General features: G+C 63.4%; 21 protein-coding genes. 12 read left to right on the plus strand and 9 right to left on the minus strand.

Going from position 1 to position 24,830, the window contains the following annotated elements:
* The first annotated feature begins 417 nt into the window (after positions 1 to 417).
* Positions 418 to 960 carry a hypothetical protein gene (locus AC6IY7_RS16145; RefSeq protein WP_497780430.1) on the plus strand — a complete coding sequence of 181 codons (543 nt, stop codon included), beginning with the start codon at positions 418 to 420 and terminating at the stop codon, positions 958 to 960.
* On the opposite strand, the gene AC6IY7_RS16150 is transcribed toward AC6IY7_RS16145, so the two are convergent.
* Positions 899 to 3,334 carry an SIR2 family protein gene (locus AC6IY7_RS16150; protein WP_497780431.1) on the minus strand — a complete coding sequence of 812 codons (2,436 nt, stop codon included), beginning with the start codon at positions 3,332 to 3,334 and terminating at the stop codon, positions 899 to 901. The two genes, AC6IY7_RS16145 and AC6IY7_RS16150, sit on opposite strands and share 62 nt — an antisense overlap.
* Before the next feature lie 224 nt (positions 3,335 to 3,558).
* Positions 3,559 to 7,188 carry a vitamin B12-dependent ribonucleotide reductase gene (locus AC6IY7_RS16155; RefSeq protein WP_497780432.1) on the minus strand — a complete coding sequence of 1,210 codons (3,630 nt, stop codon included), beginning with the start codon at positions 7,186 to 7,188 and terminating at the stop codon, positions 3,559 to 3,561.
* 527 nt (positions 7,189 to 7,715) lie between these two features.
* Here AC6IY7_RS16155 and AC6IY7_RS16160 point away from each other — a divergent pair.
* Positions 7,716 to 8,261, plus strand: a complete 546-nt coding sequence (locus AC6IY7_RS16160) for an SRPBCC family protein (RefSeq protein ID WP_497780433.1) — start codon at positions 7,716 to 7,718, stop codon at positions 8,259 to 8,261.
* On the plus strand, positions 8,258 to 9,214 hold the full coding sequence (locus tag AC6IY7_RS16165; RefSeq protein ID WP_497780434.1) for a YncE family protein: 957 nt from the start codon (positions 8,258 to 8,260) through the stop codon (positions 9,212 to 9,214). Before AC6IY7_RS16160 ends, AC6IY7_RS16165 begins: the two co-directional genes overlap by 4 nt.
* On the opposite strand, the gene AC6IY7_RS16170 is transcribed toward AC6IY7_RS16165, so the two are convergent.
* Complete coding sequence (locus AC6IY7_RS16170) at positions 9,195 to 10,412, minus strand: FAD-dependent oxidoreductase (RefSeq protein WP_497780435.1); 1,218 nt, start codon at positions 10,410 to 10,412, stop codon at positions 9,195 to 9,197. The two genes, AC6IY7_RS16165 and AC6IY7_RS16170, sit on opposite strands and share 20 nt — an antisense overlap.
* 52 nt (positions 10,413 to 10,464) lie before the next feature.
* The gene (gene pstS / locus AC6IY7_RS16175; protein ID WP_497780436.1) at positions 10,465 to 11,511 is read right to left on the minus strand and encodes a phosphate ABC transporter substrate-binding protein PstS; all 1,047 of its coding nucleotides are present in this window, start codon (positions 11,509 to 11,511) and stop codon (positions 10,465 to 10,467) included.
* Positions 11,512 to 11,767: 256 nt separating this feature from the next.
* On the opposite strand from pstS, the gene AC6IY7_RS16180 reads away from it, so the two are divergent.
* Entirely contained in the window at positions 11,768 to 12,175 is a 408-nt protein-coding gene (locus AC6IY7_RS16180; RefSeq protein WP_497780437.1) for an NADH:ubiquinone oxidoreductase subunit NDUFA12, read from the plus strand.
* Between the two features lie 166 nt (positions 12,176 to 12,341).
* Complete coding sequence (locus tag AC6IY7_RS16185; RefSeq protein WP_497780438.1) at positions 12,342 to 12,980, plus strand: DUF2155 domain-containing protein; 639 nt, start codon at positions 12,342 to 12,344, stop codon at positions 12,978 to 12,980.
* On the opposite strand, the gene aat is transcribed toward AC6IY7_RS16185, so the two are convergent.
* Together aat and AC6IY7_RS16195 are read right to left on the minus strand one after the other, a co-directional pair.
* On the minus strand, positions 12,952 to 13,659 hold the full coding sequence (aat, locus tag AC6IY7_RS16190) for a leucyl/phenylalanyl-tRNA--protein transferase (RefSeq protein WP_497780439.1): 708 nt from the start codon (positions 13,657 to 13,659) through the stop codon (positions 12,952 to 12,954). The two genes, AC6IY7_RS16185 and aat, sit on opposite strands and share 29 nt — an antisense overlap.
* Before the next feature lie 505 nt (positions 13,660 to 14,164).
* Positions 14,165 to 16,114, minus strand: coding sequence for an acyl CoA:acetate/3-ketoacid CoA transferase (locus AC6IY7_RS16195; RefSeq protein ID WP_497780440.1), 1,950 nt, complete (start codon positions 16,112 to 16,114; stop codon positions 14,165 to 14,167).
* Between the two features lie 348 nt (positions 16,115 to 16,462).
* Here AC6IY7_RS16195 and AC6IY7_RS16200 point away from each other — a divergent pair, with 348 nt between their 5' ends.
* On the plus strand, positions 16,463 to 16,951 hold the full coding sequence (locus tag AC6IY7_RS16200) for a cupin domain-containing protein (RefSeq protein WP_497780441.1): 489 nt from the start codon (positions 16,463 to 16,465) through the stop codon (positions 16,949 to 16,951).
* Here the strand turns inward: AC6IY7_RS16200 and AC6IY7_RS16205 are convergent.
* Both AC6IY7_RS16205 and mdoH read right to left on the minus strand, forming a co-directional pair.
* Complete coding sequence (locus AC6IY7_RS16205; RefSeq protein WP_497780442.1) at positions 16,930 to 17,310, minus strand: hypothetical protein; 381 nt, start codon at positions 17,308 to 17,310, stop codon at positions 16,930 to 16,932. The two genes, AC6IY7_RS16200 and AC6IY7_RS16205, sit on opposite strands and share 22 nt — an antisense overlap.
* Before the next feature lie 45 nt (positions 17,311 to 17,355).
* On the minus strand, positions 17,356 to 19,140 hold the full coding sequence (gene mdoH, locus AC6IY7_RS16210) for a glucans biosynthesis glucosyltransferase MdoH (protein ID WP_497780443.1): 1,785 nt from the start codon (positions 19,138 to 19,140) through the stop codon (positions 17,356 to 17,358).
* A 128-nt stretch (positions 19,141 to 19,268) separates the two neighbouring features.
* Between mdoH and AC6IY7_RS16215 the strand changes: the two genes are divergently transcribed.
* The 5 genes from AC6IY7_RS16215 (at position 19,269) to AC6IY7_RS16235 (ending at position 23,475) form a co-directional block, all read left to right on the plus strand.
* A complete protein-coding gene (locus AC6IY7_RS16215) occupies positions 19,269 to 20,240 on the plus strand; it encodes a zinc-dependent alcohol dehydrogenase (protein WP_497782861.1) in 972 nt (323 codons plus the stop codon).
* A gap of 15 nt (positions 20,241 to 20,255) precedes the next feature.
* Entirely contained in the window at positions 20,256 to 20,654 is a 399-nt protein-coding gene (locus AC6IY7_RS16220) for a 6-pyruvoyl trahydropterin synthase family protein (protein WP_497780444.1), read from the plus strand.
* A gap of 29 nt (positions 20,655 to 20,683) precedes the next feature.
* Positions 20,684 to 21,697 carry a glycosyltransferase family 4 protein gene (locus tag AC6IY7_RS16225; RefSeq protein ID WP_497780445.1) on the plus strand — a complete coding sequence of 338 codons (1,014 nt, stop codon included), beginning with the start codon at positions 20,684 to 20,686 and terminating at the stop codon, positions 21,695 to 21,697.
* Positions 21,694 to 22,527 (plus strand): class I SAM-dependent methyltransferase, encoded by an 834-nt coding sequence (locus AC6IY7_RS16230; RefSeq protein ID WP_497780446.1) that lies wholly within the window; start codon positions 21,694 to 21,696, stop codon positions 22,525 to 22,527. The genes AC6IY7_RS16225 and AC6IY7_RS16230 overlap by 4 nt, the downstream gene beginning before the upstream one ends.
* A gap of 174 nt (positions 22,528 to 22,701) precedes the next feature.
* On the plus strand, positions 22,702 to 23,475 hold the full coding sequence (locus AC6IY7_RS16235) for a DUF4261 domain-containing protein (RefSeq protein WP_497780447.1): 774 nt from the start codon (positions 22,702 to 22,704) through the stop codon (positions 23,473 to 23,475).
* Positions 23,476 to 23,520: 45 nt separating this feature from the next.
* On the opposite strand, the gene AC6IY7_RS16240 is transcribed toward AC6IY7_RS16235, so the two are convergent.
* Positions 23,521 to 24,060 (minus strand): cytochrome b, encoded by a 540-nt coding sequence (locus AC6IY7_RS16240; protein WP_497780448.1) that lies wholly within the window; start codon positions 24,058 to 24,060, stop codon positions 23,521 to 23,523.
* Between the two features lie 192 nt (positions 24,061 to 24,252).
* Here AC6IY7_RS16240 and AC6IY7_RS16245 point away from each other — a divergent pair, with 192 nt between their 5' ends.
* On the plus strand, positions 24,253 to 24,639 hold the full coding sequence (locus tag AC6IY7_RS16245) for a thioredoxin family protein (RefSeq protein WP_497780449.1): 387 nt from the start codon (positions 24,253 to 24,255) through the stop codon (positions 24,637 to 24,639).
* The last annotated feature ends 191 nt before the right edge of the window (positions 24,640 to 24,830 follow it).

Consider the following 24,830-nt stretch of genomic DNA (forward strand, 5'->3'; position numbering starts at 1 on the left):
CCGATCGATTATTTGCCGGCGCGATACGATGGCTGTGCGGGGAACCACAATTCTTCCGCGGAGTCCCCGGGATTCATTGGTGTTCGGCGTAACGCCCGAAGTGAAATTTCCTCAATCAGGACGCGATAGATTGCCTCGATAATACTTGGTCAATGCCGCTCGGTCTGCCGCGAAGCTTCGCGAGCGGTAGGATTTCAGGAGCGTTCCTCGCCTGGCAGCGAGGGACGCTCCGCTTCTTCATGCCTTCGCAGTCCTCGGTGTCTGCCTCCCCTGAGCAATCGCAATTCCAAAACGCTGACTCGGCTTTTTGAACCGGTCAACGCGCCGTGGCGCGATGTCGGGGTGATTCGCGCGGTGCGAATCAGCAGGAAGCCAATAGGCTCCGGCGAACTTGGCCCTCGATTTTTTTTAGAGGTCTTGGAAATCGGCCTTGGCCCGGCCATCGGGCATAGCGAATCGATGAATGTGGCGGGCAAGCGCACCCAAGATTTATTGGGCTTTCCGGGGTCTGGTGTGGCCGGAAAGCCGGAGAATCGCCGAGTCGCGGCGAAATCGTGCAAAACGCCGGTCAAGGGGACGCGAATCACCCCCGCCGACGCGAGGCTCCGCGCAGTGCTCGAGGGGGCAATTCTGCCGTCTGTCGTGGATGTGGGATGTGAACCAAAACGCATCGGAAACGCTCGACTGCAAGCGTCCCCGGATTCCGGTTCAGATGCGACGGACCTCGCCGGGGACGAACGAAGCCGCCGGGACGCCGTATGGTGCCCGTTCGAGGCGTTCCTGTTCGCCGAGGATGGTCAAGGTCGTGCTCATAGCGACGAAAATAACGAACAAACGCTGAACGTCAAGGGCCAAAGCGGTTTCTGCGGCGTGATGGTTAACACCTTTGCGGACGACCTCACGTCACTACTTGGTCGTCGACAATTTCCGGGCCATTCTGACCGAACATCCGTTGGTTGAAACGACGAATGATCTTGCTGATCTCAGGGTCCGCAAGCTCCTCTTCGGCGGCCTGTAAAGCCGCGATCGCTTCATCGTAGTAGTCCATTTTTGCAGTCTTCTTATAATATTCGACGCCTAGTTCCGCAAATGCCGCGAGGATGTTTTTGTTGTTTGGGTAGCGTCGCGTGCCATATGACGCAAGCTCATAAGCCTGCTCCAACATTGAAATACGATCTTCTTCCAAGATCTTTGGAGTTCTGACTGCCCTTCCAACTTTCAACTTTATCTTGTACCTTTGAACTGGTCCGTCAGGCCCGAAGTCCTTGTCGAAGACCTTTATTTCCGTTTCTGCCTTGTCAAAATCGTCTTGTTCAATCAAATTTCTGATAAGTCTATGACGAGGGACGCGCTCCCCCGGCGCATTCGACATCATTTTTCGGAGCAGCCGATTTTGTTCGTTTTTATCGGGGATACGAGAAATTCCCGTCTCCATATTGCAAAGCTCTCTCAAAGAACGAATCTCGACGTCGTACGTCGGAGAAATGTTATCTATGACGCGATCCAGCATCCCGATGAACTTATCTAGATCCTGAAATTTGTATTTTGTTACAATCCCCGAAATGACAGGGTGTCGGCACTTCCACCCATAAATACCTAGCTTCTCATCAATTGCATATTCGTGGATGATATCCTCCAAATTTTGGAGAATTGCATGAATATTTTGGACAGAAATCCCAAGGGTTCTGATAATAAGCTGTCGATGTACGCGCACTCCAGCCGTTTCCATCGCGGCAACATAGCGATAGATATCCCTTAAAGCGGGATCAAGTTCCGCAAATTCTCGGAGTACGATATTATCGAAAGAGTCATTTGCAAATATGTTTTTCATGCAGACAAACATGTCAGCCTCACAGCGAACAATTAGTCGCCGACGGCGCTCTTGCTTGTTGAACCCGCTAAATTGATCGCCAACCAGCGCGCGCACTTCCTTACTTGCATCCACGAGGCTCAAAAGGCGATCTATCTCTGATTCTTCAAGCTTTGAAAGCGTAACGCTAACCCCAAATCTAAATATATTTGAAGTCTTTATTCGCGGGCTCCAATGGTTGCGAGACGAGACGATCACGATTTTAAGATGTGCGTTGTCGCTCTGAACTAAGCTATCGACTAAATCGTTGAGCTCTTGGAGATGCCTGTGGGCATCATCGATAAGCAATACGCCAACCTCCTTGTTTGTCATAAGTGTTTGAGCAACGCTATGCCAGCTTTGCGCGGATAGGACGTGATCCTCCTTATGCTCCCAGCACCAGAAGCCTTTCTTATGCAGGGAGTGTAGAGCTTGCCTCGCAGCGGTTGTCTTTCCCACGCCACTAGCGCCGAGAAGCGTCACGCATAGGGAACCGTCTGCATCGAAATATTCGACGATATCGTCCACAATTTTACGCCTGAACGTGAATCCGGCTTCAATGTCCGCGTAGGCGCCAGGCCTACCATAAAACATTGAGTGGATATCTGACGCCTGAGCAATCGCGTGTTTCACATCGAGCGTGACAGGATGTAAGCTTTGTGCTTTTCCGAGTGGATCACTGCTAGTAGGCGGATTCGTTACAGTTGGGCAGGCATGCGCACGCGCCATTGCAACAAAAAAATCATCTATTCCGCCAAAACAGACTGTAATCCCTCGCTGCTCCCATAAAGATGCTCGACTCTCGTCATTGACATACATGAGTAAACAGATTTTTGCGGGGGACAGAATTTTTGCATTCAGAGCAGCAGCCCGGTTTACGATAGATTTTATGTCCGGGTCAGCTAGAGAGTGCCCAATCACTATAAGATCTGATCCAGCAATATCGCCTTTCAGTCTATCGTATAGGTATTCTCGGTACTGTTCAGTTTGCTCATTGTCGGATTCTGTAAGAATAATCTGAGATGTGTGCCCATCAGATATGTCTTTTTCGATGGTTCCGTGTATTTTAAAAAGAACACAGTCCGAAGTTTCATCTCCGGATGTGAAGCTAAAATTTGAATCATATATACGTAACGTTTTACCCCTAGCTGAGTAAGCCTGCTCAATAAGATCATCGTAGTTTGTCGTGAATATGCTTTTCCACGAATAAAGTGGAAGGTTGCGGAGTCCTCCTGTCGGTGTCAGGTTCGATATTAGTTTTCGAAGTTCTTTAATCACCTTTGAGCGTGAGGCTTTCGTAACGGCAAGACTAGAGACCTCCGCCAAGCTCCAATTGTCGCCTATGATCTTGAATTCAGTCGAGAAATGATCGATCAGCTTCTGCACGCTGGGAGCGCCAGAGGGAATCGACGACCCGGCCCCGAAGAGAAGCACCGTGCGACCTGCTTCGATGCGGGTAACGAACTGGTCAAGATCAGTAGACATCGCGTTTCCGTATGTATAGTTAGAGCTATTTCTACATTTGTGCCACTTTATCACAATAGCTTACGCATGCGTCTTTGCATTGCGGCTACATCTGTCCTGTATTTTGATTTATTTCTGGCAACAATAGGTTCTGTTGTTGCCAGAAATATTTACTTTTATTTTAAAGGAAGAAGCTGCCCCTTTCGAGGAAGAAATTTGGTTCCCGTCACATCAACTCGGAATGCCTAACTACACCCAGTCGTGCTTCCGCACGTCTCGCACTTCAAACACGTCCCATTGCGCACGAGCGTGAAATTCGCGCATTCCGGGCAGGCCTCGCCCACATAGCCTTTCATCCGCGCCTCGGCGCGCTTTTCGGCGACGCTCTCCAGCGGACGCGTCGGCGCGGTCCAGCCGAGCTCCGACAAAGGCGGCTCGGCCTCCTCCGCGGGGCTCTCACGTAGAGCGGTCGCGCCGCCGCGCACCAGCATCAGCCGATCCCCCTTGGAGCGCAGCAGTCCTTTCGACACGATGGAGGAAGCGCTCTCCGAGGCCTTGCCCTCGTGCTCGCCCTTGCCGAGCGCATCATGGCCGATGTCGTCCGGCGACACATGGGCGAGATCGGTGCGGCCGAGATAGGAGACCGCCAATTCGCGGAACACATAGTCGATGATCGAGGTCGCGTATTTGATCGCGTCATTGCCCTGCACCGGGCCCGCGGGCTCGAAGCGCGTGAAGGTGAAGGCGTCGACATATTCCTCGAGCGGCACGCCATATTGCAGCCCGAGCGAGATGGCGATGGCGAAATTATTCATCAGGCTGCGGAAGGCCGCGCCCTCCTTGTGCATGTCGATGAAGATCTCGCCGAGGCGCCCGTCGGCATATTCGCCCGTGTGCAGATAGACCTTATGGCCGCCCACCGTCGCCTTCTGAATATAGCTCTTGCGCCGGTTGGGCAGCTTCTCGCGCTCGCGCACCACTTGATGCACCACGCGCTCGACGATGCGCTCGGCGATCGCCGCCGCGCGCGCCGGCGCATTGGCCGAGATGATCTCCTCGGCGACCTCCTCCGCCTCGTCGTCCGCGTCGGAAACGAGCTGCGAGGAGAGCGGCTGCGACAGCTTGGAGCCGTCGCGATAGAGCGCATTGGCCTTCAGCGCCAGCTTCCAGGACAGGAGATAGGCCGCCTCGCAATCCTCGACGGTCGCGTCATTGGGCATATTGATCGTCTTGGAGATCGCGCCCGAGATGAAGGGCTGCGCCGCCGCCATCATGCGAATATGACTCTCGACCGAGAGATAGCGCTTGCCCGTGCGGCCGCAGGGATTGGCGCAATCGAAGACGGGATAATGCTCCGCCTTCAAATGCGGCGCGCCTTCCAGAGTCATGGCGCCGCAGATATGGACATTGGCCGCCTCGATGTCCTGTCTGGTGAAGCCGAGATGGGTGAGCAGATCGAAGCTCGCATCCTCGAGCGCCGCCGCCGGAACCTTCAGCGCGCCGGTGAGGAAATCCGCGCCGAGCGTCCATTTGTTGAAGACGAATTTGATGTCGAAGGCGGAAGCGAGCGCCTTCTCGACCGTTTCGATCTTGTCGTCGGTGAAGCCGCGCGCGCGCAGCGAGGTCGTGTTGATCGCCGGGGCGTTGGAGAGCGAGGCGTGGCCGACAGCGTAAGCCTCGATCTCGGCGATCTCCGCTTCCCGATAGCCGAGCGCGCGCAAGGCTTCCGGCGCGGCGCGATTGACGATCTTCAAATAGCCGCCGCCGGCCAGCTTCTTGAATTTCACCAGCGCGAAATCCGGCTCTATGCCCGTCGTGTCGCAATCCATCACCAGGCCGATCGTGCCGGTCGGCGCGACGACGGAGACTTGCGCATTGCGATAGCCATGCTCCTCGCCGAGCGCGAGCGCCTCGTCCCAGGCGCGCGTCGCGCGGACGACGAGCGCCGCATCGGGACAGGCGGCGTGGTCGAGCGGCACGGGCGCGGTCGCGAGCGCTTCGTAGCCGGCGCGCTGGCCATGGGCGGCGCGACGATGATTGCGAATGACGCGCAGCATGGCTTCGCGATTGGCGTCGAAGCCCGAGAAGGCGCCGCGCTCCTTGGCCATTTCCGCCGAGGCGCGATAGGCGACGCCGGTCATGATGGCCGAGAGCGCGCCGCAGAGCGCGCGGCCGGCCTCGCTGTCATAGGCGATGCCCGACGACATCAGCAGGCCGCCGACATTGGCGTAGCCGAGGCCGAGCGTGCGATATTCGTAAGAAAGCTGCGCGATCTCCCGCGAAGGGAATTGCGCCATCAGCACGGAGATTTCCAGCACGATCGTCCACAGCCGCACGGCGTGCTCATAAGAATCGACGTCGATGCGCTTCGTCTGCGGATCGCGGAACTGCAGCAGGTTCAGCGACGCGAGATTGCAGGCCGTGTCATCGAGGAACATATATTCCGAGCACGGATTGGAGGCGCGTATGGCGCCGCCGGCCGGGCAGGTGTGCCAATCGTTGATCGTCGTGTGGAACTGAATTCCGGGATCGGCCGAGGCCCAGGCGGCATAGCCGATCTTCTCCCACAATTCGCGGGCCTTCAGCACCTTCGACGGCTTGCCGTCGAGACGGCGCGTCAGCGTCCAATCGCCGTTGGTCTCCACCGATTTGAGAAACTCGTCGGTGACGCGCACGGTGTTGTTGGAGTTCTGGCCGGAGACGGTGAGATAGGCCTCGCTGTCCCAATCCGTGTCATAGGTGTCGAAGGAGATGTCCTTATAGCCCTGACGCGCGAATTGAATGACGCGCTTGATGTAATTGTCCGGCACCTCGGCGCGGCGCGCGGCGCGGATCTCGCGCTTCAGCGCCGGATTCTTCTCCGGATCGAAACAATCGAAGCCCGGCCCCTCGCAATTGACGCAGGCGCGCAGCACCGCCTTCAAATGCTTCTTGACGGTCTTGGAGCCGGTGACGAGCGCGGCGACCTTCTCCTCCTCCTTCACCTTCCAATCGATGAAGGCCTCGATATCGGGATGGTCGACGTCGACGACCACCATTTTCGCGGCGCGGCGCGTGGTGCCGCCGGATTTGATCGCGCCCGCGGCCCGGTCGCCGATCTTCAGGAAGGACATGAGGCCGGAGGAGGAGCCGCCGCCCGAGAGCTTCTCCTTCTCGCCGCGGAGCTTGGAGAAATTGGAGCCGGTGCCGGAGCCATATTTGAACAGGCGCGCCTCGCGCACCCACAGGTCCATTATGCCGCCGTCATTGACGAGATCGTCTTCCACCGACTGGATGAAGCAGGCGTGCGGTTGCGGATGCTCATAGGCGCTCTTGGACTTAGTCAGCTTGCCGGTTTGGTAGTCGACGTAGAAATGACCCTGGCTGGGGCCGTCGACGCCATAGGCCCAATGCAGGCCGGTGTTGAACCATTGCGGCGAGTTGGGCGCCGCCATTTGCCGCGCCAGCATGAAGCGCAGCTCGTCCTGAAAGGCGGAGGCGTCCTCTTCCGTGTCGAAATAGCCGCCCTTCCAGCCCCAATAGGCCCAGGCGCCGGCGAGACGGTCGAACACCTCGCGCGCCGAAGCCTCGGAGACATAGCGCTCCGCCTTGGGCAGAAGGGCGAGCGCCTCCGAATCGGGGACCGAGCGCCACAGGAAGCTCGGAACCTCATGCTCCTCGACGCGCTTCAGCCGCGCCGGCACGCCGGCCTTGCGGAAATATTTCTGCGCCAGCACGTCGACGGCGACCTGACTCCAATCGGCCGGCGCGTCGATATTCTCGAGCGAGAACACCACCGAGCCGTCTGGATTGCGGATCTCGCTGCGGGCCGCACGAAACTCAATATCCGCATAGGGGGACTGTCCGGCTCTGGTGTGGCGTCGGTCGATCTTCATCTCGTCCTATTCCTCGAAAAATATGCGCGCGAAACCGCGCGCGGCCGATGGCGTCGGCCGTGTGGAAAGCTCGCTTGTCCGGGACTCTACGTGGGAAACGCAGATACCAACCTGGTCGCGAAGAGAGGGCCGCCGCCGCGACAAGGCGCGCAGCGCGGACGAGCGATGAGACGAACGCCGCCCCTCAGGGGCGCGATGCCGGGCCTCTTCGATCTTCCGCCGCTGCGTCATAGGTGACACTCCAAGAGTGCGTCACTCCGAGAACGTCGTCAAGTCGCTATCAATATATAGTGTGAGAAATTAAATTACTGACAATATGTTGCCAAAAGTCGTGGATTATGGGGAGAAGCCGACTCGGGCTCGGCTGTCGGGGTCGACGCGTGCGCCATTTTCGGCAAGGGGGCGGGCGATCGGGATGATTCTCCCGGTCGACTTTCCTCGTCTTGACGCGGCGGGGCGCCGAGGAGTTAGTTGCGCGCCGGCGGCGCCGGGGCAATAGGCGCCAAAAGGCCTTCAGGAGGTTACTCATGTCATTCGTCGTCGCGCGCCGGGGGTTCCTGGCCTGCTTGTCGCTCGCCGCTCTGGCCTCGTCGGCCGCTCTGGCCCACGGCCCCTCCCGCCAGAAGGTGACGGAGACGATCGAGATCGCCGCCCCGGCGGAGAAGGTTTGGGCCATTGTCGGCAATTTCCAGGATTTGAGCTGGCTTCCCCCCGTCGCCAAGACGGAAGGGACGGGCGACAACACGCCCGACAAGGCGACCCGACACCTCACGCTGAAGAATGGCGGCGAGATCGACGAGCTGCTCACCAAATATGACGCCAAGGATTTCTCGCTCGCCTATCGCATCGAGAAGGTCGATGTGAAGATCCTGCCGGTGAACAATTATTCGTCGACGCTGACGGTGAAGCCGCAGGGCGACAAGAGCGTCGTGGAATGGAAGGGGGCCTTCTACCGCGGTTTCCCGAACAACGACCCGCCGCCGGAGCTCTCCGACGAGGCGGCGCTGAAGGCGGTGACCGATCTCTACAAGGCCGGCCTCGCTTCTCTGAAGGCCAAGGTCGAAGGCAAGTGATCTCCAAATCCTGGGGGAGGGCGGCGCGCGCCGCCCTTCTCGGGCTCGCTCTCGCCGCGCCGGCGGAAGCAGACGAGGCTTTCGTCACCAATCAGGGCAGCGGCGATCTCACCATCGTCGATCTTGCGACTATGGCGCCGGCCGCGACCCTGCCGATCGGCGGCAAGCCGGCGGGCGTCGCCGTCTCCACTGACGGCGCCCGCGCCTATGTGACGAGTCCCGAAGGCAAATTTCTCTCCGTCGTCGACACGCGCGCGCGCCGCGTGCTGCGCAAAATCCCGCTCGAGGGCGGCCCGCTCGGCCTCGCTGTCGCGCCGGACGGCGGCCGCGTCTATGTCGCCGACATGTATGAGCAGCGGCTTTTCGCGGTCGATCCCGATTCGGGCGTCGTCGCGACGGCGAAAGTCGGCTCCACCCCCTCGGGCGTCGCGGTGACGCCGGACGGCAAGACGATCCTCGTCGCGATTCGTGACGCCAATAAAATCGCCTTTGTCGACGCCGCCTCTTTCGAGAAGCGCGGGGAGCTGGAGGTCGGCCGCCATCCTTTCGGCGTCACCATCGACGCCAAGGGTGAGCGCGCCTACACCGCCAATGTCGAATCGGACGATGTCAGCGTCATCGACCTTTCGACGCGGCGCGTGATCGCCACGGTGAAGGTCGGCAAGCGGCCCTATTGCGTGGCGCTGGCGCAGGGCAGGGGCTTCGTCACCGACCAATATGCCGAGGCGGTGAGCGTCTTCGATCTGACGAGCTTCGCGCCAGTGGCGCAGGTGAAGGTCGGCGAATATCCGGAAGGCATAGGGGCGAGCCGCGACGGCAAGACGATCTATGTCGCCAATTGGTTCACCAATGAGTTCTGGTCGATCGCCGCCGACAGCCTGAAGGTCGTGGCCAAGGTCAAGACCGGCGACGGGCCGCGGGCCTTCGGCGCGTTCATCCGCGCGATGAATTGACATGCTCCGGCCGCACGCCCATGCCGATCAATCGCGCCGGCAACTGCCGTAGAACCGGGAACACGTCCAGAAGACGCAGCGCCAGCGGCGGCTCGAACGGCGCGTCCGCGGCGAGCACGCTGCGAATCACCCGATTCTGAATGAACAGCTGCAACCGCTGCGTGACTCGCGCCGGAAGCTCCCGGCGCCTTTGGACCGCCCCGACATCCTCGTCGCGCAGCGTCCCCCCGCGCAGCCTTTCGGCGAGCAGATTGGCGGTCGCCACCGCATCCTGGATCGCGAGATTGATGCCGACGCCGCCGACCGGGGACATCGCATGGGCGGCGTCGCCGATGCAGAGCAGGCCGGGCCGGCTCCATTTCGTCAGCCGATTCACCTGCACGGTGAGTAGATTGACGTCCTCCCAGTCTTGCAGATCCTCGACCCGATCGGCGAGAAAGGGAACGCTATCGGCGATGGCGTCGCGAAATTCGTCGAGCGGCCGACGCCTCAGCGCCTCGGCGCCGCCTTTGGGGATGACATAGCCGATCTGCCAATAGGCGCCGCGCTCGATCATCGCGACCATGCGGCCCGGCGCGGCGCGGCCGAATGTCTCCTCCGGATCATCCGCCGCGCGCCGCAGCTTGAACCACAGCACATCCATCGGCGCGCCGAAATCCTCCACCGCGAGGCCGGCCTCTTCGCGCAGCAGCGAGGTCCGTCCGTCCGCGGCGATCGTGAGATCGGCGCGAATCTCGATCGCTCCCTCCGGCCCCGACGCGCGCACGCCGGTGACGCGGCCGTCCTCCTCGATGAGGCCATCGGCGGCGGTCTTCATCAGCAGGCGGAAATTCGGCAGCTTCTTCGCCTCGCCGGCGATGAAGTCGAGAAAATCCCACTGCGGCATGAAGGCGACGAATTTGCACAAGGTCGGCAGGCGCCGGAAATCGGCGACGACGAATTTGCGGCTTCCCACCCAGGCGGAGACCTGAAACGCTTTGCGATGCGGCAGCTTCAAAAAAGCGTCGAGCAGGCCGAGCTCGAACATCAGTTGGAGCGTCGAGGGGTGGATCGTGTCGCCGCGGAAATCGCGAAGGAAATCTGCGTGCTTTTCCAGGACGATCGTCTCGACGCCGGCGCGGGCGAGCAGAAAGCCCGCCATCAGCCCCGCCGGGCCGCCGCCGACGACGCAGCATCTCGCGGAGATCGTCTGCGCCATTCGGCCTCCCCCTCGATGAAAGGGCCGAGCGTCGGCCCTCCCGTCTTTATGGTCAATTCATCAGCGGTTTTCCATTCGCATCCTTCACATTGGCCGCCCAGCTCTTGCGGATGAGCGCCACTACCGAGGCCGGCATAGGCTCGAAATCGAGCTCCTCGGCTGCTGCGGCGCCCTTGGAGAAGGCCCAATCGAAGAATTTCAGCGCTGCGAGCGCCGCAGTGGCGTCCTGCGGCTGCTTGGGCAGCAGGATGAAAGTCGCGGCGGCGATCGGCCAGGAGTCCGCGCCCGGCTGCTCGGTGAGCAGGCGGAAAAATCCCGGCGCGCTCTCCCAATCGGCGGCGGCGGCCGCGGCCTCGAAGCTCTCCTTGCCCGGCGCGACGATCTTGCCGTCGCGGTTCATCAGGCTGACGGCGGCGAGCTTGTTCTGCTTGGCGTAGGCGTATTCGACATAGCCGATCGCGCCTTTGGAGTTGGCGACATTATTGGCGACGCCCTCATTGCCCTTGGCGCCGAGGCCGAGCGGCCATTCCACGGCGACGTTCTCGCCGACCTTGGCCTTCCAATCCGCCGAGACGCGGGACAGATAATCGGTGAAGCAGAAAGTGGTGCCCGAGCCATCCGAGCGATGCACGACGACGATCGGAGTCGCGGACAGCGAGATTTTCGGATTGAGCGCGCGGATCGCCGGATCGTCCCACACCTTGATCTCGCCGAGAAAAATGCGGGCGAGCGTCGTCCCGTCGAGAACCAGCCCGCCGGATGTGACGCCGTCTATATTGACGACGGGCGTGACGCCGCCGACGACCTGCGGCCATTGGATGAGCCCGGCGGCGTCGAGCTCCTTGGCGGACAACGGCTGGTCGGAGGCGCCGAAAGTGACGGTCCGCGCCTTGATCTGGCGGATGCCGCCGCCCGAGCCGATCGACTGATAATTGACCCGATTGCCGGTCTCCTTGGAATAGCTCTGCGCCCATTTGGCGTAGACGGGCAGGGGAAAAGTCGCTCCGGCGCCGGAAATGTCGAGCGCGCGCGCGCTCCCCACGGAAAGGATCGCCGCCAGCGCGGCGTGAAGAATAAGTCTCGAACCTTTGGAAATCATGCGGCCGCCCCTTTGGAATTCGACGCGACGCTCTTCTCCCGCGTGAGCCGAAAGCAAATATTTTCAGCTCTCTACGGTGCGCTTTCGAGGGCGCGGCGGCTGTCGTTATTCTGTCACATATCTCCTTTTCCACGAACCGTCGCCAAAAGCAAAGGTCGCGCATCGCCGCGGGGGGACCGAGCGGCGCGCCCGACTGGACATTGCGCCGTCTTGACGCAATAAGGAGCCACGCAAACATGGGATGGACGCTTCCGACATGTCCTACATCATTCGCTTCTTCACTTGGTGGAATCGGGCGACGCTCAGCACCGGCCTCTGGACGCTGCTCTATGGCGAGCGCGTCGGGACGGATGAGTTCGGCAACGTCTATTACCGCCGCCGCGGCGGCAAGATCGACAAGGCGCTGGGCTTCGAGCGCCGCTGGGTCATCTACAAGGGCTATGCCGAGGGCTCGGCGACGCCGCCCGGCTGGTATGGCTGGCTGCATCACATCGTCGACACGCCGCCGACGCAGGAGACCTACCAGCCGAAGGAATGGGAGCTGCCCTATCGCCCCAATCTGACCGGCACCTCCGCCGCCTATCACCCTCCGGGCTCGATCCTGGCGGAAGGCGTCCGCGCCAAGGCGGGCGGGGATTATCAGGCCTGGACCCCCGAGCCCTGATGTGAACGCGGGTCGCGGCGTCGCCCGCGACCATCGATCCGCCACGCTCTTCCTATTCAACGACGGCGCATGAGGCGCGGGCGGCCGGCCCGAGCCAGAGATCGGAAACCGACCCGATATGATCTCCCGCCCCTTCCGCCTCCGTTTCGCTTTGTCCGGAGCCGCGATGCTCGCCGGTCTCGGCGCGGCCTCGGCCGATCCCATTCGCAATCCGACAGCCATCTTCGCCGGGCTCGACAAGACGACCGGTCGAATCATCAATTTCGACGTCGCCATCGACGAGACCGTGCAATTCGGCTCGCTTCAGGTGACGCCGCGCGTCTGCAACACGCGGCCGCAGACCGAGGCGCCGCAGACCACGAGCTTCGTCGAGGTCGACGAGCAGGACACTGGGAAAAACGACGCCAAGCGGATTTTCTCCGGCTGGATGTTCGCGGCGAGCCCCGGCCTGCATGGTGTCGAGCATCCGGTCTATGACGTCTGGCTCGTCGATTGTCGCGGCGGCAAGGAGATCGTCCAGGCGCCGGCGGCCGATCCCGCCGCGGCGACGGGCGCTCCCGCCGCGGCCGCTCCGCCCGAGAAAAAGCGCTCCCGCTCCCGCAAGGTGGAGCCGGTCGCGCCCGTTCCGGTCGAGGCCGCGCCGATCGGACCGCGCGATTCGGTCCCTCCCGAGGGCGCGAAGACGCCGGACGGAGCCGACCCCGCAGCCGCGCCGCCGGCCGAAAAGCCCAAGAAGAAGAAAAAGAAGCAGCCGGCTCAGTCGGCGCCGGCCCCTGCTACGGCGCCTTCGCCATTTCCGTTTTGATCTCCGCCTCGGGGCGCAGGATCGCGACGATCTCGCGGCCGGGGACGGGCGCATTGTCCGGCCAGGCCGCGAATCGCGCCGGGGCGGTCAGCGCCTCTTCCAAAAGGCCGTGATAGGCGTCGCGGCTGATCTCGACCGCGCCCAGCGAGGCGAGATGCGTCGTGATGAATTGCGTGTCGAGCAGGCGGAAGCCGCCCTTGACGAGCCGCGCGACGAGATGCGCCAGCGCCACTTTGGAGGCGTCGGTCTCGCGGTGAAACATGCTCTCGCCGAAAAAGGCCGCGCGCATGGAGACGCCATAGAGGCCGCCGACGAGCCTGCCCTCCCGCCAGCATTCGACCGTATGGGCGAAGCCCATGTCGAACAGCTCACGGTATAGGCGCCTGATCTCGGCGTTGATCCAAGTGTTCTCGCGCTTGGGCGCGGAGGCGGCGCAAGCATCGATGACCGCGTCGAAATCCGTATCGACCCTGACCTCGAAACGATCGGAGCGGATCGTCTTGGCGAGCGAGCGCGAGACCTTGAAGGCGTCGAGCGGGAAAATGGCGCGCTCTTGCGGGTCCACCCAGAAGAGCTGCTCCTCTTCGGCGTTCTCGGCCATGGGAAACAGGCCGATCGAATAGGCGCGCAGCAGGATCTGCGGCGTGATGGCGTAATCTGCGGAGGAAGGGCGCGACATTTCGCAGATTGTAGCGCAATGCGCGCCGGAATCGAGAGCGTTCGGCGCCTAGTCCGAATGTCGAAGCGCAGCGGAAGCGGCGCGCGCCGGGCTGGCCCCTCCCTCACCCTCCCCCGCTTCGCGCTATCGAATGCACATATCCTCGCGCCCACGACGTCATGGCCGGGCTCGTCCCGGCCATCCACGCCAACGCGCCGAGGCTTCTCGGATGGTTGGCGTGATGTCGAAGTTCCGGCGACCTCTACCTGGCCCTGCCACAAACCCGCCCGACGCAAGCCGAAATCCGGCGATTTCCTCAAATTTCTCAGCTGCTTGGCGTGGATTGCCGGGACAAGCCCGGCCATGACAGCCGCTGGGTTTCGCTATGTGTGAATCCGATAGCCCGCTCCGCGGGAGAGGGGGCGGCCGACGTTACGCGAGCCCCCCGAGGCAGCGCGGAGCCAGCTCCCTCTCCCGCGATGCGGAGGAGTGTCGGGGAGGGGGCTTCGCGCTCCTTCGTTTTCGTTCAGCCTTCGCCGATCACCTCGAGGAAGCTGTGCGCGTCCTCCTTGCGCTCGAAGACATGCGGAGCGATGCCGCGCTTGCTCAGCGCCTCCTTCAGCTTCAGCCGCAGAAAGGCGCTCGTCGTGTAGCGCGTCGTCGTCACATAATAATTCTCGAGCATATATTGGATCATCTCCGCATAGTAATCGTAGAGATGTTCGCTGATGCGGAAATTGTCGAGATTGACGACCTGATTGACGCGCTTGCCGATCGTCTGGCAAGCGTCGATCAGCATTTTGCGCAGATCGTCTATGTCGCGCTTGGAGCGCGCGCTCCAGCCCTCGAGATTGAGGAACTGAATATTGCGATCGGCGTCATAGCTCACGCGATCCTGCAGATCGAGATTGAGCAGATCGGAGATCAATCCCATCGGCTCGTCGACGAAGATGCGCTTGTCCATCAGGATCGGATGCTTGACGATCGGCTTGAAGTCCATATGCGGAAGAATATCCCGCTCTATGTCTATGCCCGGCGCGACCTCGATGAGCTCGAGACCTTCCTTCGTCAGCTGGAAGACGCAGCGTTCGGTGACATAGATCACCGGCTGCTCGCGCTTTTGCGCATATTTGCCGCTGAAGGTCACCTGCTCGACGAATTTCAGAAACTTCCGCGCGCGGCCTTCCTTGAGGATTTTGACCTCGCCGTTCTCGATCGCGACATCGAGACCGCCAGCCGTGAACGTGCCGGCGAACACCACGCTGCGGGCGTTCTGGCTGATGTTGATGAAGCCGCCGCAGCCGTTGAGGCGTCCGCCGAAACGGCTGGTGTTCACATTGCCCTGCTCGTCGCATTCGGCCATGCCGAGGCAGGTCATATCGAGACCGCCGCCGTCATAGAAGTCGAATTGCGTGTTCTGGTCGATGATCGAATCGGCGTTGGTTGCCGAGCCGAAGGAGGAGCCGGAGGCGAGCACGCCGCCTATGGCGCCGGCTTCCGTCGTCAGCGTGATGAAGGGCGTGAGCTTCTCTTCATTGGCGACGGCGGCTATGCCCTCCGGCGCGCCGACGCCGAGATTGACGACGCCATTCGGCGGCAGCTCGAAGGCGGCGCGCCGCGCGATGATCTTGCGCGCGTCGAGCGTCATTTTCGCCATGCTCTCGACCGGCACGCGAATCTCGCCCGCCAGCGCCGGATTATAGATGACGCCGTAATTCATGCGGTGCAGCTCGGGCTGATCGGCGACGACGACGCAATCGACCAGAATGCCCGGCACTTTCACATCCTTCGGGCGGATGGAGCCGGCCTCGACGATGCGCTCGACCTGCGCGATGACGATGCCGCCATTATTATGCGCGGCCATGGCCTGGGCGAGCACGTCCAGCGTCAGCGCCTCCTTCTCCATGCTGATATTGCCGGAAGGGTCGGCGCTGGTGCCGCGGATGAAGGCCACGTCGATCTTCGTCGCCGTGTAGAACAGCCATTCCTCTTCGTCGATGACGACATGCTTGACGATCTCTTCCGTCGTCACTTCGTTGACGCGGCCGCCGCCGAAGCGCGGATCGACATAAGTATAGAGGCCGACCTTGGAGAAGAGGCCGGGCTGGCCGGCGGCGCAGGCGCGATAGAGCTGGGAAATGACGCCCTGCGGCAGGTTGTAGCCGAGAATCTTGTTCTCTGCGGCGGCCTGGGCGACCTTGGGCATGCGGCCGAAATTGCCGGCGATGACCCGGCGCAGCAGGCCTTCGTGATGCAGGCGGCCGGTGCCGAGCCCTTTGCTGTCGCCGGCGCCGGCGGTCATGATCAGAGTGAGGCCGCTCGGTCCGCCGGTCTCGACGAAACGCTTCTCCAGCGCGGCGTGCAGCGCCTCGGGAATGCAGCTCTGGACGAAGCCGGTGGTGGTCAGAACGTCATTTTCGCTGATGAGCGCAATCGCTTCGTCGGCTGTAATGACCTTGTTGTTCTTGTTGTTCATTTCCCTCGAGTTTCCTCCTCGCCGCCCGGCAGGGCGAAGGCCGCGGGCGCTGTCTTCCCGCGTTCCGCCATGCATGGGCGCCGGGTTTCGAACCGGCTTCGACACTAGAGTTTGCGACAGGGTTTCGCAATAGCGCCAGGAAATAGCCGCAGAGGCGCGAGGGCGCGAAATGCCTCGCTCGGCTGCGGCTCCGCGTCGCAGCTCGGCGAGCGCGCTGCGGCGCCGCGCGAGCGAGAGGCGCGCTCAATCGCATATTTATCTTATAGGCTTTAGCGACTATGCTGCGCTCATGGTCGGCGAGACGCGGCCGAACTGTGACATTTCCCGACGGCGTCCATAGAGCAAACCATGACCAAGCTCAGATTTCTCCTCGCGGGCGCCGCAGCGACGGCGGTTTTCGGCCAGACCCTGCCCATCGGCGCGGAGCCGGAAAAGAGTTTCGTCTACAAGCCCGCCGATGAGGTTCAATTCAAGAGCCCGCTCGGGATCGGCCCCGCCCAGGCGGTGCTGTTCGGCGATCCGTCGAAGCCCGGCGTCTATGTCGTGCGCGTGCGCTTCCCGCCCGGACATCATTCCAACCCGCATTTCCATTCGCAGGATCGTCATGCGGTGGTGGTCAAGGGCACATGGTGGAACGGCGTCGGCGAGGAGCTGGATTTCAAGAAGGCGCGGCCGGTGACGGCGGGCTCCTATGTGCTGCATCCGGCCGGCGGCGTTCACTGGGACGGCGCGGGCGAGGAGGAGGTCGTCATCCAGATCACCGGCGAAGGGCCGGTGGAGACGACGCCGGTCGGGGCGCCGGGCGCGCCGCAGGGCTATTGGCCGAAGCCGAAGTGAGATCGCGTCCGTTCCGATAGGGCGGCGACGGAGCGCGGCTCCATCGCCGCCATCGCACTGGCCGCCGCGTCGGAGAGCGCCGAGACGCCCGTCAGCAGCGCGAGGGCGAGGGCGATCGAGATTGCGATGCGCTGCTGCGCGGAGAGAGGCTCCTCTTCGTCCGACTTGCGCGAGACGATGATGAGATGCGGAGCGAGATCGCGGCGCTCGCGCAGGGTCTGCCCGCTGTCACGGCGGATGTCGGACCGCAGCACCAAAAGCCTCGCTCTGAGCTCGTCGCGCCGGCGGTCATGCATGGCGGCGCACTCTCTTCGCTTGTCTGCGACGATCGGATCGGAAACGGGCCATGTCGCGATCATGCTCCTCGATTGATAGGTCCTCTGGCCGGGCGGGGTCGGACAGAGTCAGGCCGGCTCCACAACCCTTTCGCGGACGTCGACGAGCGAGCGCCTCTGGCCGAGGCGCAGAGCGTCGATGATCGCCGGCGAGTCGATCTCCTCCGGGATCGCGCAGAGGCGCGCCCGCGCGAACCAGGCGCCGAGGCGCGGGGAGGCGCTCGCGAGCGCGAAAGGAAATGCCGCCAGATAGCCGAAGGTCAAGGGCGCCGACCATACCGCCAGCCGCGGCGCCGCGATTGTGGCGAGAGCGAGCGTGACGGCGCCGAAGGCCAATTGCGGCCACAGCGCGCGCGCCGTCTCCAACGCGCCGAGACGATGCGTGTCGCGCGTCTGCGCGCCCCAGGCGACGCCATTGTCGAAAGGCAGGCGCAGCAGGAACGAGGTGACGGCGAAAGTCGTGACCGCGCCGATGACGAAGGAGGCGGCGATCTCGAGTCCGGCGCCGATCAGAAAGCGCGCCGCGCCGCCGTAACGCGCGAGGCCGCCCGGCGTCAGCGCAATATCGGCGTAGCCGGCGAGCTTGGGCGCGAGATAGAAGCCGAGAAAGAGAAGATAGAGAGCCGCCGCCGAGGCGGACGGAAATGTCGAGACGTCCTGAACCAGCGGCAGCAGCGCGCCGAGCAGAATGATCGCCGTCCAGGCCGGCGCGCCGATGAACATGCTGATCGCCCAGACGAGCTGAAAGCGGCTCATCGGCAGAAGCCCCGGCAGAAAGAGCAGCTCGACATATTGCATATTGCCGCGGCACCAGCGCAGATCGCGGCGCATGAACTCGAGCAGCGTCGGCGGATTTTCCTCATAGCTTCCGCTCTCCACCGGCAGCACGCGGACCTCATAGCCCGCGCGCCGCATCAGCGCGGCCTCGATCTGGTCGTGCGAGAGAATATGCCCTCCGCCGGAAAGGCGCGGCAGATCGCAATGCTGCGCGAAAGGCGCGATCCGCACCAGCGCATTATGGCCCCAGAAGGGACCGCAATCGGCGCCCCACCAGGCCGCGCCCATCGTATAGCTGCGCATTCCGGCGCGCATGCCGAATTGAAACACGCGCGCGAAGGCCGAGCGCGACGGGGCGCCGACGACGAGGCTCTGAATGATGCCGATGCGCGGATAGGCTTCGCCGATGCGCAAAAGGCGTAAAATCGTCGCGCCGTCCATCAGGCTGTCGGCGTCCAGCGGAATCATGAATTCGTAAGCGGCGCCGAAGCGCTCGCAGAAATCGCGGATGTTGCCGGCCTTGTAGCCGCTATTGTCGGAGCGGCGGCGATAATGGAGGCGCGCGCCCTCCGCGCCTTCCGCCTCGCGCCAGCGGGCGAATTCGCGCTCTTCCTGTTCGGCGATGCGCGCATCGGTCGTGTCGCTCAGCAGGAACCAGTCGAAAAGGGCGCCTTCGCCGGTCGCGTCGAGATCGGCTTTCATGACCGAGAGGCGCGCCAGAGCGCGGGCGGGGTCCTCATTGCGGATCGTCAGCAAAATGGCCGTGCGCGCGCGTAGCCGCCGCCGCGTCTCGCCGGCGCGGGCGAAAGGCGCGACGCTGTCGAGCGGGCGGGGATGAAAATGCAGCAGCCAGAAGCCGAGCGCCGCATTGCAGACGCCGAGCACGCTCCAGGGCGCGGCAATGGCGAAGGCTAAGAGAATCGCGGCGTCGATGACGCTCCAGCCGTCTTGCCCCAGAATATCGGCGAGCCAGATCAGCAGAGCGATATAGACGGCGGCGTTGATCGCGGCGACCAGCAGGCGTCGCCGGAAGAGTTCGGCGCGGCTCTGAAGACCGGCTGGGGCGGCGGCGGACATTCGCGTCGTCGTTTCCTATGCAGGGCGCAGGAAAATCGGCTGGCGCGCATCGCCGCCGTGCTCTAGCAATATCCGCGAAGCACGAGGTTTGTAAATTGGGCGAGTCACAAAAATCCTACTTTCTTGGTATGAAAGAGGCGCGCGCTTTGTGGATCGAGGCGCCGCGGACCGCGGCCTTGCGGGTCTCGCCTCTCGCGCCGCCGGGGCCGGAGGAGGCGCTGGTCCAGACGCTGTGGAGCGCCGTCAGCCGCGGCACGGAGCGGCTCGTCTTCGAGGGCCGCGCCCCGCGCTCGGAATGGGAGCGTATGCGCGCGCCCTTTCAGGAGGGCTCTTTCGCCTTTCCGGTGAAATATGGCTATTGCGCCGTCGGCCGCGTCGAGGAGGGGCCGGCCGATCTCATCGGCCGCACAGTGTTCTGCCTGCATCCGCATCAGGATCGCTTCGTCGCGCCCATCGCCATGCTGCGGCCGGTTCCGGAGGCGACGCCGGCGCGCCGCGCCCCGCTCGCCGCCAATATGGAGACGGCGCTGAACGGCGTTTGGGATTCGGGGGCGGGGCCCGGCGACCGCATCGCCATTATCGGCGCCGGCGTCCTCGGCCTGCTCGTCGCCGCGCTCGCCGCGCGCCTGCCGGGCGCCGAGGTGCTGATCCATGATCGCGAGGCGTCCCGCGCCGAAGTCGCCGAGCTTCTGGGCGCGCGCTTCGTCGGCGCCGAGGCGCTGGAGGGATTTGGAGCCGATGTCGTGCTCCACGCCAGCGCCTCCTCGGAGGGCCTGGCGCTGTCTCTCACCGCCGCCGGGCCGGAGGCGACGATCGTCGAATTGAGCTGGTATGGCGAGGGGCAGGTGGCGGCGCCGCTCGGCGGCGCATTTCACGCCAATCGCCTGCGGCTGATCTCGTCGCAGGTCGGACAAGTGGCGCCCTCGCGGCGGCCGCGCTGGAGCTATGCGCGCCGGCTCGACAAGGCGCTGGAGCTGCTCGTCGATCCGCGCCTCGATGCGCTCATCACGGAGGAAATTCCTTTCGAGGACGCGCCGCGCCAGTTGGAGCGCATTCTCGCGCCCGGAGCGAAAGGTCTCGCGACATTGTTTCGCTATTGAACGGAGAAAAAGAAAATGTACGCCGTAGAAGTCCGCGACCACATCATGATCGCCCATAGTTTCAAAGGCGAGCTGTTCGGCCCGGCGCAACGCCTGCACGGCGCGACTTTCGTCGTGGATGTCGCCTTTTTCCGGGAGACGCTGACCGTCGACGAAGTCGTCGTCGACATCGGCCGCGCCCATGACGCGTTGAAGGCGACGCTCGCGCCGCTGAACTACCAAAATCTCGACGAGATCGAGCAGTTCAAAGGTCGGCAGACGACGACCGAATTCCTCTCGCGACACATATTCGATGCGATGGCCGGAGCCGCCCGCTCGGGGGCGCTGGGGCCGGGCGGGGAGGGGATTTCACGCATTCGCGTGACGCTGCACGAATCCCATGTCGCCCGCGCCTGGTTCGAGGGACCGGTGTGAGGCGTCTCCTCTTCGCCATTCCCGGAGACATGGAAGCGAGAACCGGCGGCTATGGCTATGACCGCCGCGTGCTGGCGGAATTTGCCGGGCAGGGCGTCGAGGCGGTCCATTTGGCGCTCCCGGGCGGTTTTCCACATCCCACAGTGGAGGATGACGCCGCCGTCGGCGATATTTTCGGGCGTCTATTGACGGCGGAGGACATCGCCCTCGTCGATGGCCTCGCCTATGGCGCGCTCGCCGAAGCGACGATCGCGGCGATGCGCGCGCCGATCGTCGCGCTCTGCCACCATCCGCTCTGCCTCGAGGCGGGGCTTTCATCCGCCCGCGCAGCCACGCTGCGCGAGAGCGAGCGCCGCGCCATGGCGCTCGCCGCCCATGTGATCGCCACCAGTGCGCATACGGGCGAGACGCTCATCCGCGACTTCGGCCTGCCCCGGCGCAAGCTCACCATCGCCCCGCCGGGGACCGATCCGGCGCCGCGGGCGGTGGGGTCCGGCGGCGCGCCGGCGCTGCTCGCCGTCGGCTCGATCATTCCGCGCAAGGCCTTTGATCTGTTGGTCGAGGCGCTCGCCGGCCTCGCCGACCTCGACTGGAGCCTCGCCATAGCGGGCGGGACCGGCCATGCGTCGCAGACCGCCGCCGATCTCGCCCAGCTCATCGAGGCGAAAGGGCTCGGCGGGCGAATCGCGCTGCTCGGCGAGCTGTCGGGCGATGCGCTCGAGGCGGCCTATCGAAGCGCCGATGTCTTTGTCTCCTCCTCGCTCCATGAGGGCTATGGGATGGCGCTCGCCGAGGCGCTCGCCCGCGGCTTGCCGATCGTCGCTACGACAGGCGGCGCGGCGGGCGAGACGATCCCCGATTCCGCAGCGCTGAAAATTCCGCCGGGCAAAATCGAGGCGCTGCGCAACGCCTTGCGCGAGATCATCGTGGATTCGGCTTTGCGGGCGCGGCTCTCGGAGGCCTCCTGGCGGGCAGGGCAGGCGCTGCCGCGCTGGGACGAGACGGCTCGCATCATCGCCAATGTCGCGAAAGCGCTCGCATGAGTGGTTTTTCCGCCGAATGGCTCGATCTGCGCGAAGGCGCCGATCACGCCGCGCGTAACGTCGCCCTGCGCGACGCGGTTTCCCATGCCTTCGCGGATCGCGAAAGATTGACGATCGTCGATCTCGCCTGCGGCGCCGGCTCCAATCTGCGCGGCCTCGCGGAATATCTGCCGGCGCGCCAGAAATGGCTGCTCGTCGATCATGATCCGGCTCTGCTCGCCGCGGCGAGCGCGCGCCTCGTCGGCTGGGCGGATGCGGTCGAGGGCGACAACCCGCTGCTCCTCGCCAAAGGCGCGCGGCGCTTGGAGGTGGAGTTCCGGACGGCCGATCTCTCGGTCGGCGCGGGAGCGCTCGAGGGCGAGATCGACCTCGTGACCTCGGCGGCCTTTCTCGATCTCGTCTCGGCGCAATGGCTCGAGGGGTTTGCGGAGCAGATCGCGGCGCGCCGCCTGCCGCTCTATGCGATACTGAGCTATTCCGGCGAGGAGCGCTGGACGCCGCCGCACGCCGCCGACGCCGATATGCTGGCGGCCTTCCACCGCCATCAGGCGCGCGACAAGGGTTTTGGACCCGCCGCCGGCCCTCGCGCCGCCGGGCTGCTGCGAGACGCCCTCGAGCGCTGGGGCTATGTCGTCGAGACGGTGCCGAGCCCTTGGCGGCTCGGGGCAGGGGATAGGCCGCTGATCGAGGCGCTGGCCGAGGGCTCGGCGGCGGCCGTCGCGGAGACGGGGGAGGTTTCCACGCAAAAGATCGAGGATTGGCGTCGCGCCCGGCGTGCGGCGACGGGATGCGAGATCGGGCATTGGGATGTGCTCGCGCGGCCGATTTAGCCGAGCTCGAGCAAAAACGCGGGTGCTTTGGCGAACAGGACGCCGCGCTCGAGCCCGACTCGCGCGCCGATTTACGGCCGTGGCGCCGTCTGTGCTAGAAAATGGCACGTTCCCAATGGCGTTTCTCGCCGAGCAAATGGCGGGTCACTCACACCTTTCACCCGGAGCCCCTAAATGGCCGCCCCCAATGAAACAATGCTCGCGCTCGTTCTCTCGAAGGACGGGCTGCTTCCCGAGGGGGAGGCGCTCAGCGGCGCGATCCGGCGGCATTTGCCGCAGGCGCAGACTCCCGAGACAGGCGTCGCCGGCGGCGCGGCCGTGTTCGTGGTCGAGGGCGGGATGGCGGCGATCGGCGGCGTGAGCGAGCCGGCGCCGATCACGAAGGACGATCCCTGCGTCGCCTACGCCTGGCATTGGCCGGAGGTCTGGCCGGCGATCGAGGGCCATGCGGCGCATGTGGTCGTCGCGGCGACCGGCGGCGCCGACGCCAAGAGCCGCGCGCGCCTGCTTGGCCGCGCGGTGGCGGCGGTCATCGAGGCGACGCCCGCGGCCTGCGCGGTGCATTTCGCCGGCTCCGACGCGCTGTGGCCCGCCGCGCTCGTCGCCGAGGTGGTGTCGAAAGGCGGCGATGAGCCGCCGGTTCCCTTCTGCGTCGCCATCGCGCTCGGCCGCGACCCCGAGGGCGGCGTCTCGGCGATCACCAAAGGGCTCAACTCTTTCGGCCTGATGGAGATCGAGACGCGCGGCTACCACGAAGATCCGCGCGAGCTGAACGGCTTTCTGCTCGATCTCGCGGCTTTTCTGATCGAATCCGGCGATGTGCTGAGCGACGGCGACACCATCGGTCCCGACTCCGATACGAAGATCGTCGTGCGGCGGGAAACCTCGGTCGTGGCGCCGGGGCAGAATGTGTATCGGCTGTATTTTCCAGCGCAAGGCCATGCGTGAGGCTCGCGGCGGGGGCGCTGCGGCCGTCCCCGCCCGGCGGTTTCGCTATTTGCGCCACGATGTCGGAAGTATGCGCCAGACCACATCGTCGCCGGCGATGCGATGGCGGATGACGCCGGCGATGTGCAGCGCGATCAGCGCCAGCACCGTCCAGCCCAGAACCTCATGGATCTCGAAGAGCTGTTTCGACAGCGGCTCGTCCTTTTGCGCGAGCGCCGGAAGATGGCCGAGCCACAAAAAGCTCGGCCCGAGGCCATAGGCCGACAGCGCCAGCCAGCCGACGATCGGCGTCGCGACCAGCAGCAGATAGAGCGTCCGATGCGTCGCTTTCGCGACGAGCCGCTCGGTCGGCGTCAGATTCTCGCTCGTTCCCGGCCGGCGGCGCAGCCGTGCGGCGAGGCGCGGAAGCATCAGCGCCAGCACGACGAGCCCCGCGGATTCGTGCAGCACGAAGAGATTGTCCTGCAGCGGCCCCTCGTGGAGATCGGCCATAACGACGCCGATCGGCAGGGAAATCAGCACCAGAGCGGCGATGATCCAATGCAGCGCCTTGGCGAGAGGCGAATAGGGCTGTCGCTCGGTCATGCGAATCCTCCGATCGGCGATCGCTCCCGCCGATGATCGCCCAGGCGTCCCGAATGCGCAATCGAGCGGCGGCGCTGGATGCTCGCAATACGATACTATTTAAATCCGATCGAATTTATTGACTAAAACGAGATCCGGGCCTAAAGCTGAAGTCGCGCTATCGCGCCAAAAGGAGCAGGGAGGCAAAACATCATGTGGTCATTTCCGCGTCTCGCGGCGGCGGTCGTTCTTCTCGCTTCGACCCAGGCGGCCGGGGCGGCCGAAAAGCATCCTTTCACCTCCAAGGCGTTCGGCGCCGCGCAGAGCGCAGGACAGTCGATTCTCGTCGAGATTCATGCGTCCTGGTGCCCTGTCTGCAAGAAGCAGAAGGTGATTTTGAACGAGCTCGAGAGCGCCGCGAAATTCGACGGCCTGAAGGTGCTGGAAGTCGATTTCGACAAGCAGAAGAATGTCGTGAAGACCTTCGCCGTCACCAATCAGAGCACGCTCATCGCCTTCAAGAACGGGCGTGAGACCGGACGGCTCGTCGGCACCACCGATCCCGAGAAGATCGCCGATCTCCTCGAAAAGACTTTGTGACGCTAGAGTCATTCCGGTTCAGATTGAACCGGAATGACTCTAGATCTCCTTGTTCGGTCGTGTTTTCTTCACGCGAACCGGTTCCCACTTCGCTCGAAAACACTCTAGAGCGTTTCCAGCCGAAGTGGACGCCGGTTCGGCGTTGGAAACGCGTCAAAACAGAAGCATGGGGTCTTTTCATGTTTCCATGA

The sequence above is a fragment of the Methylosinus sp. is20ea genome, assembly GCF_059718135.1.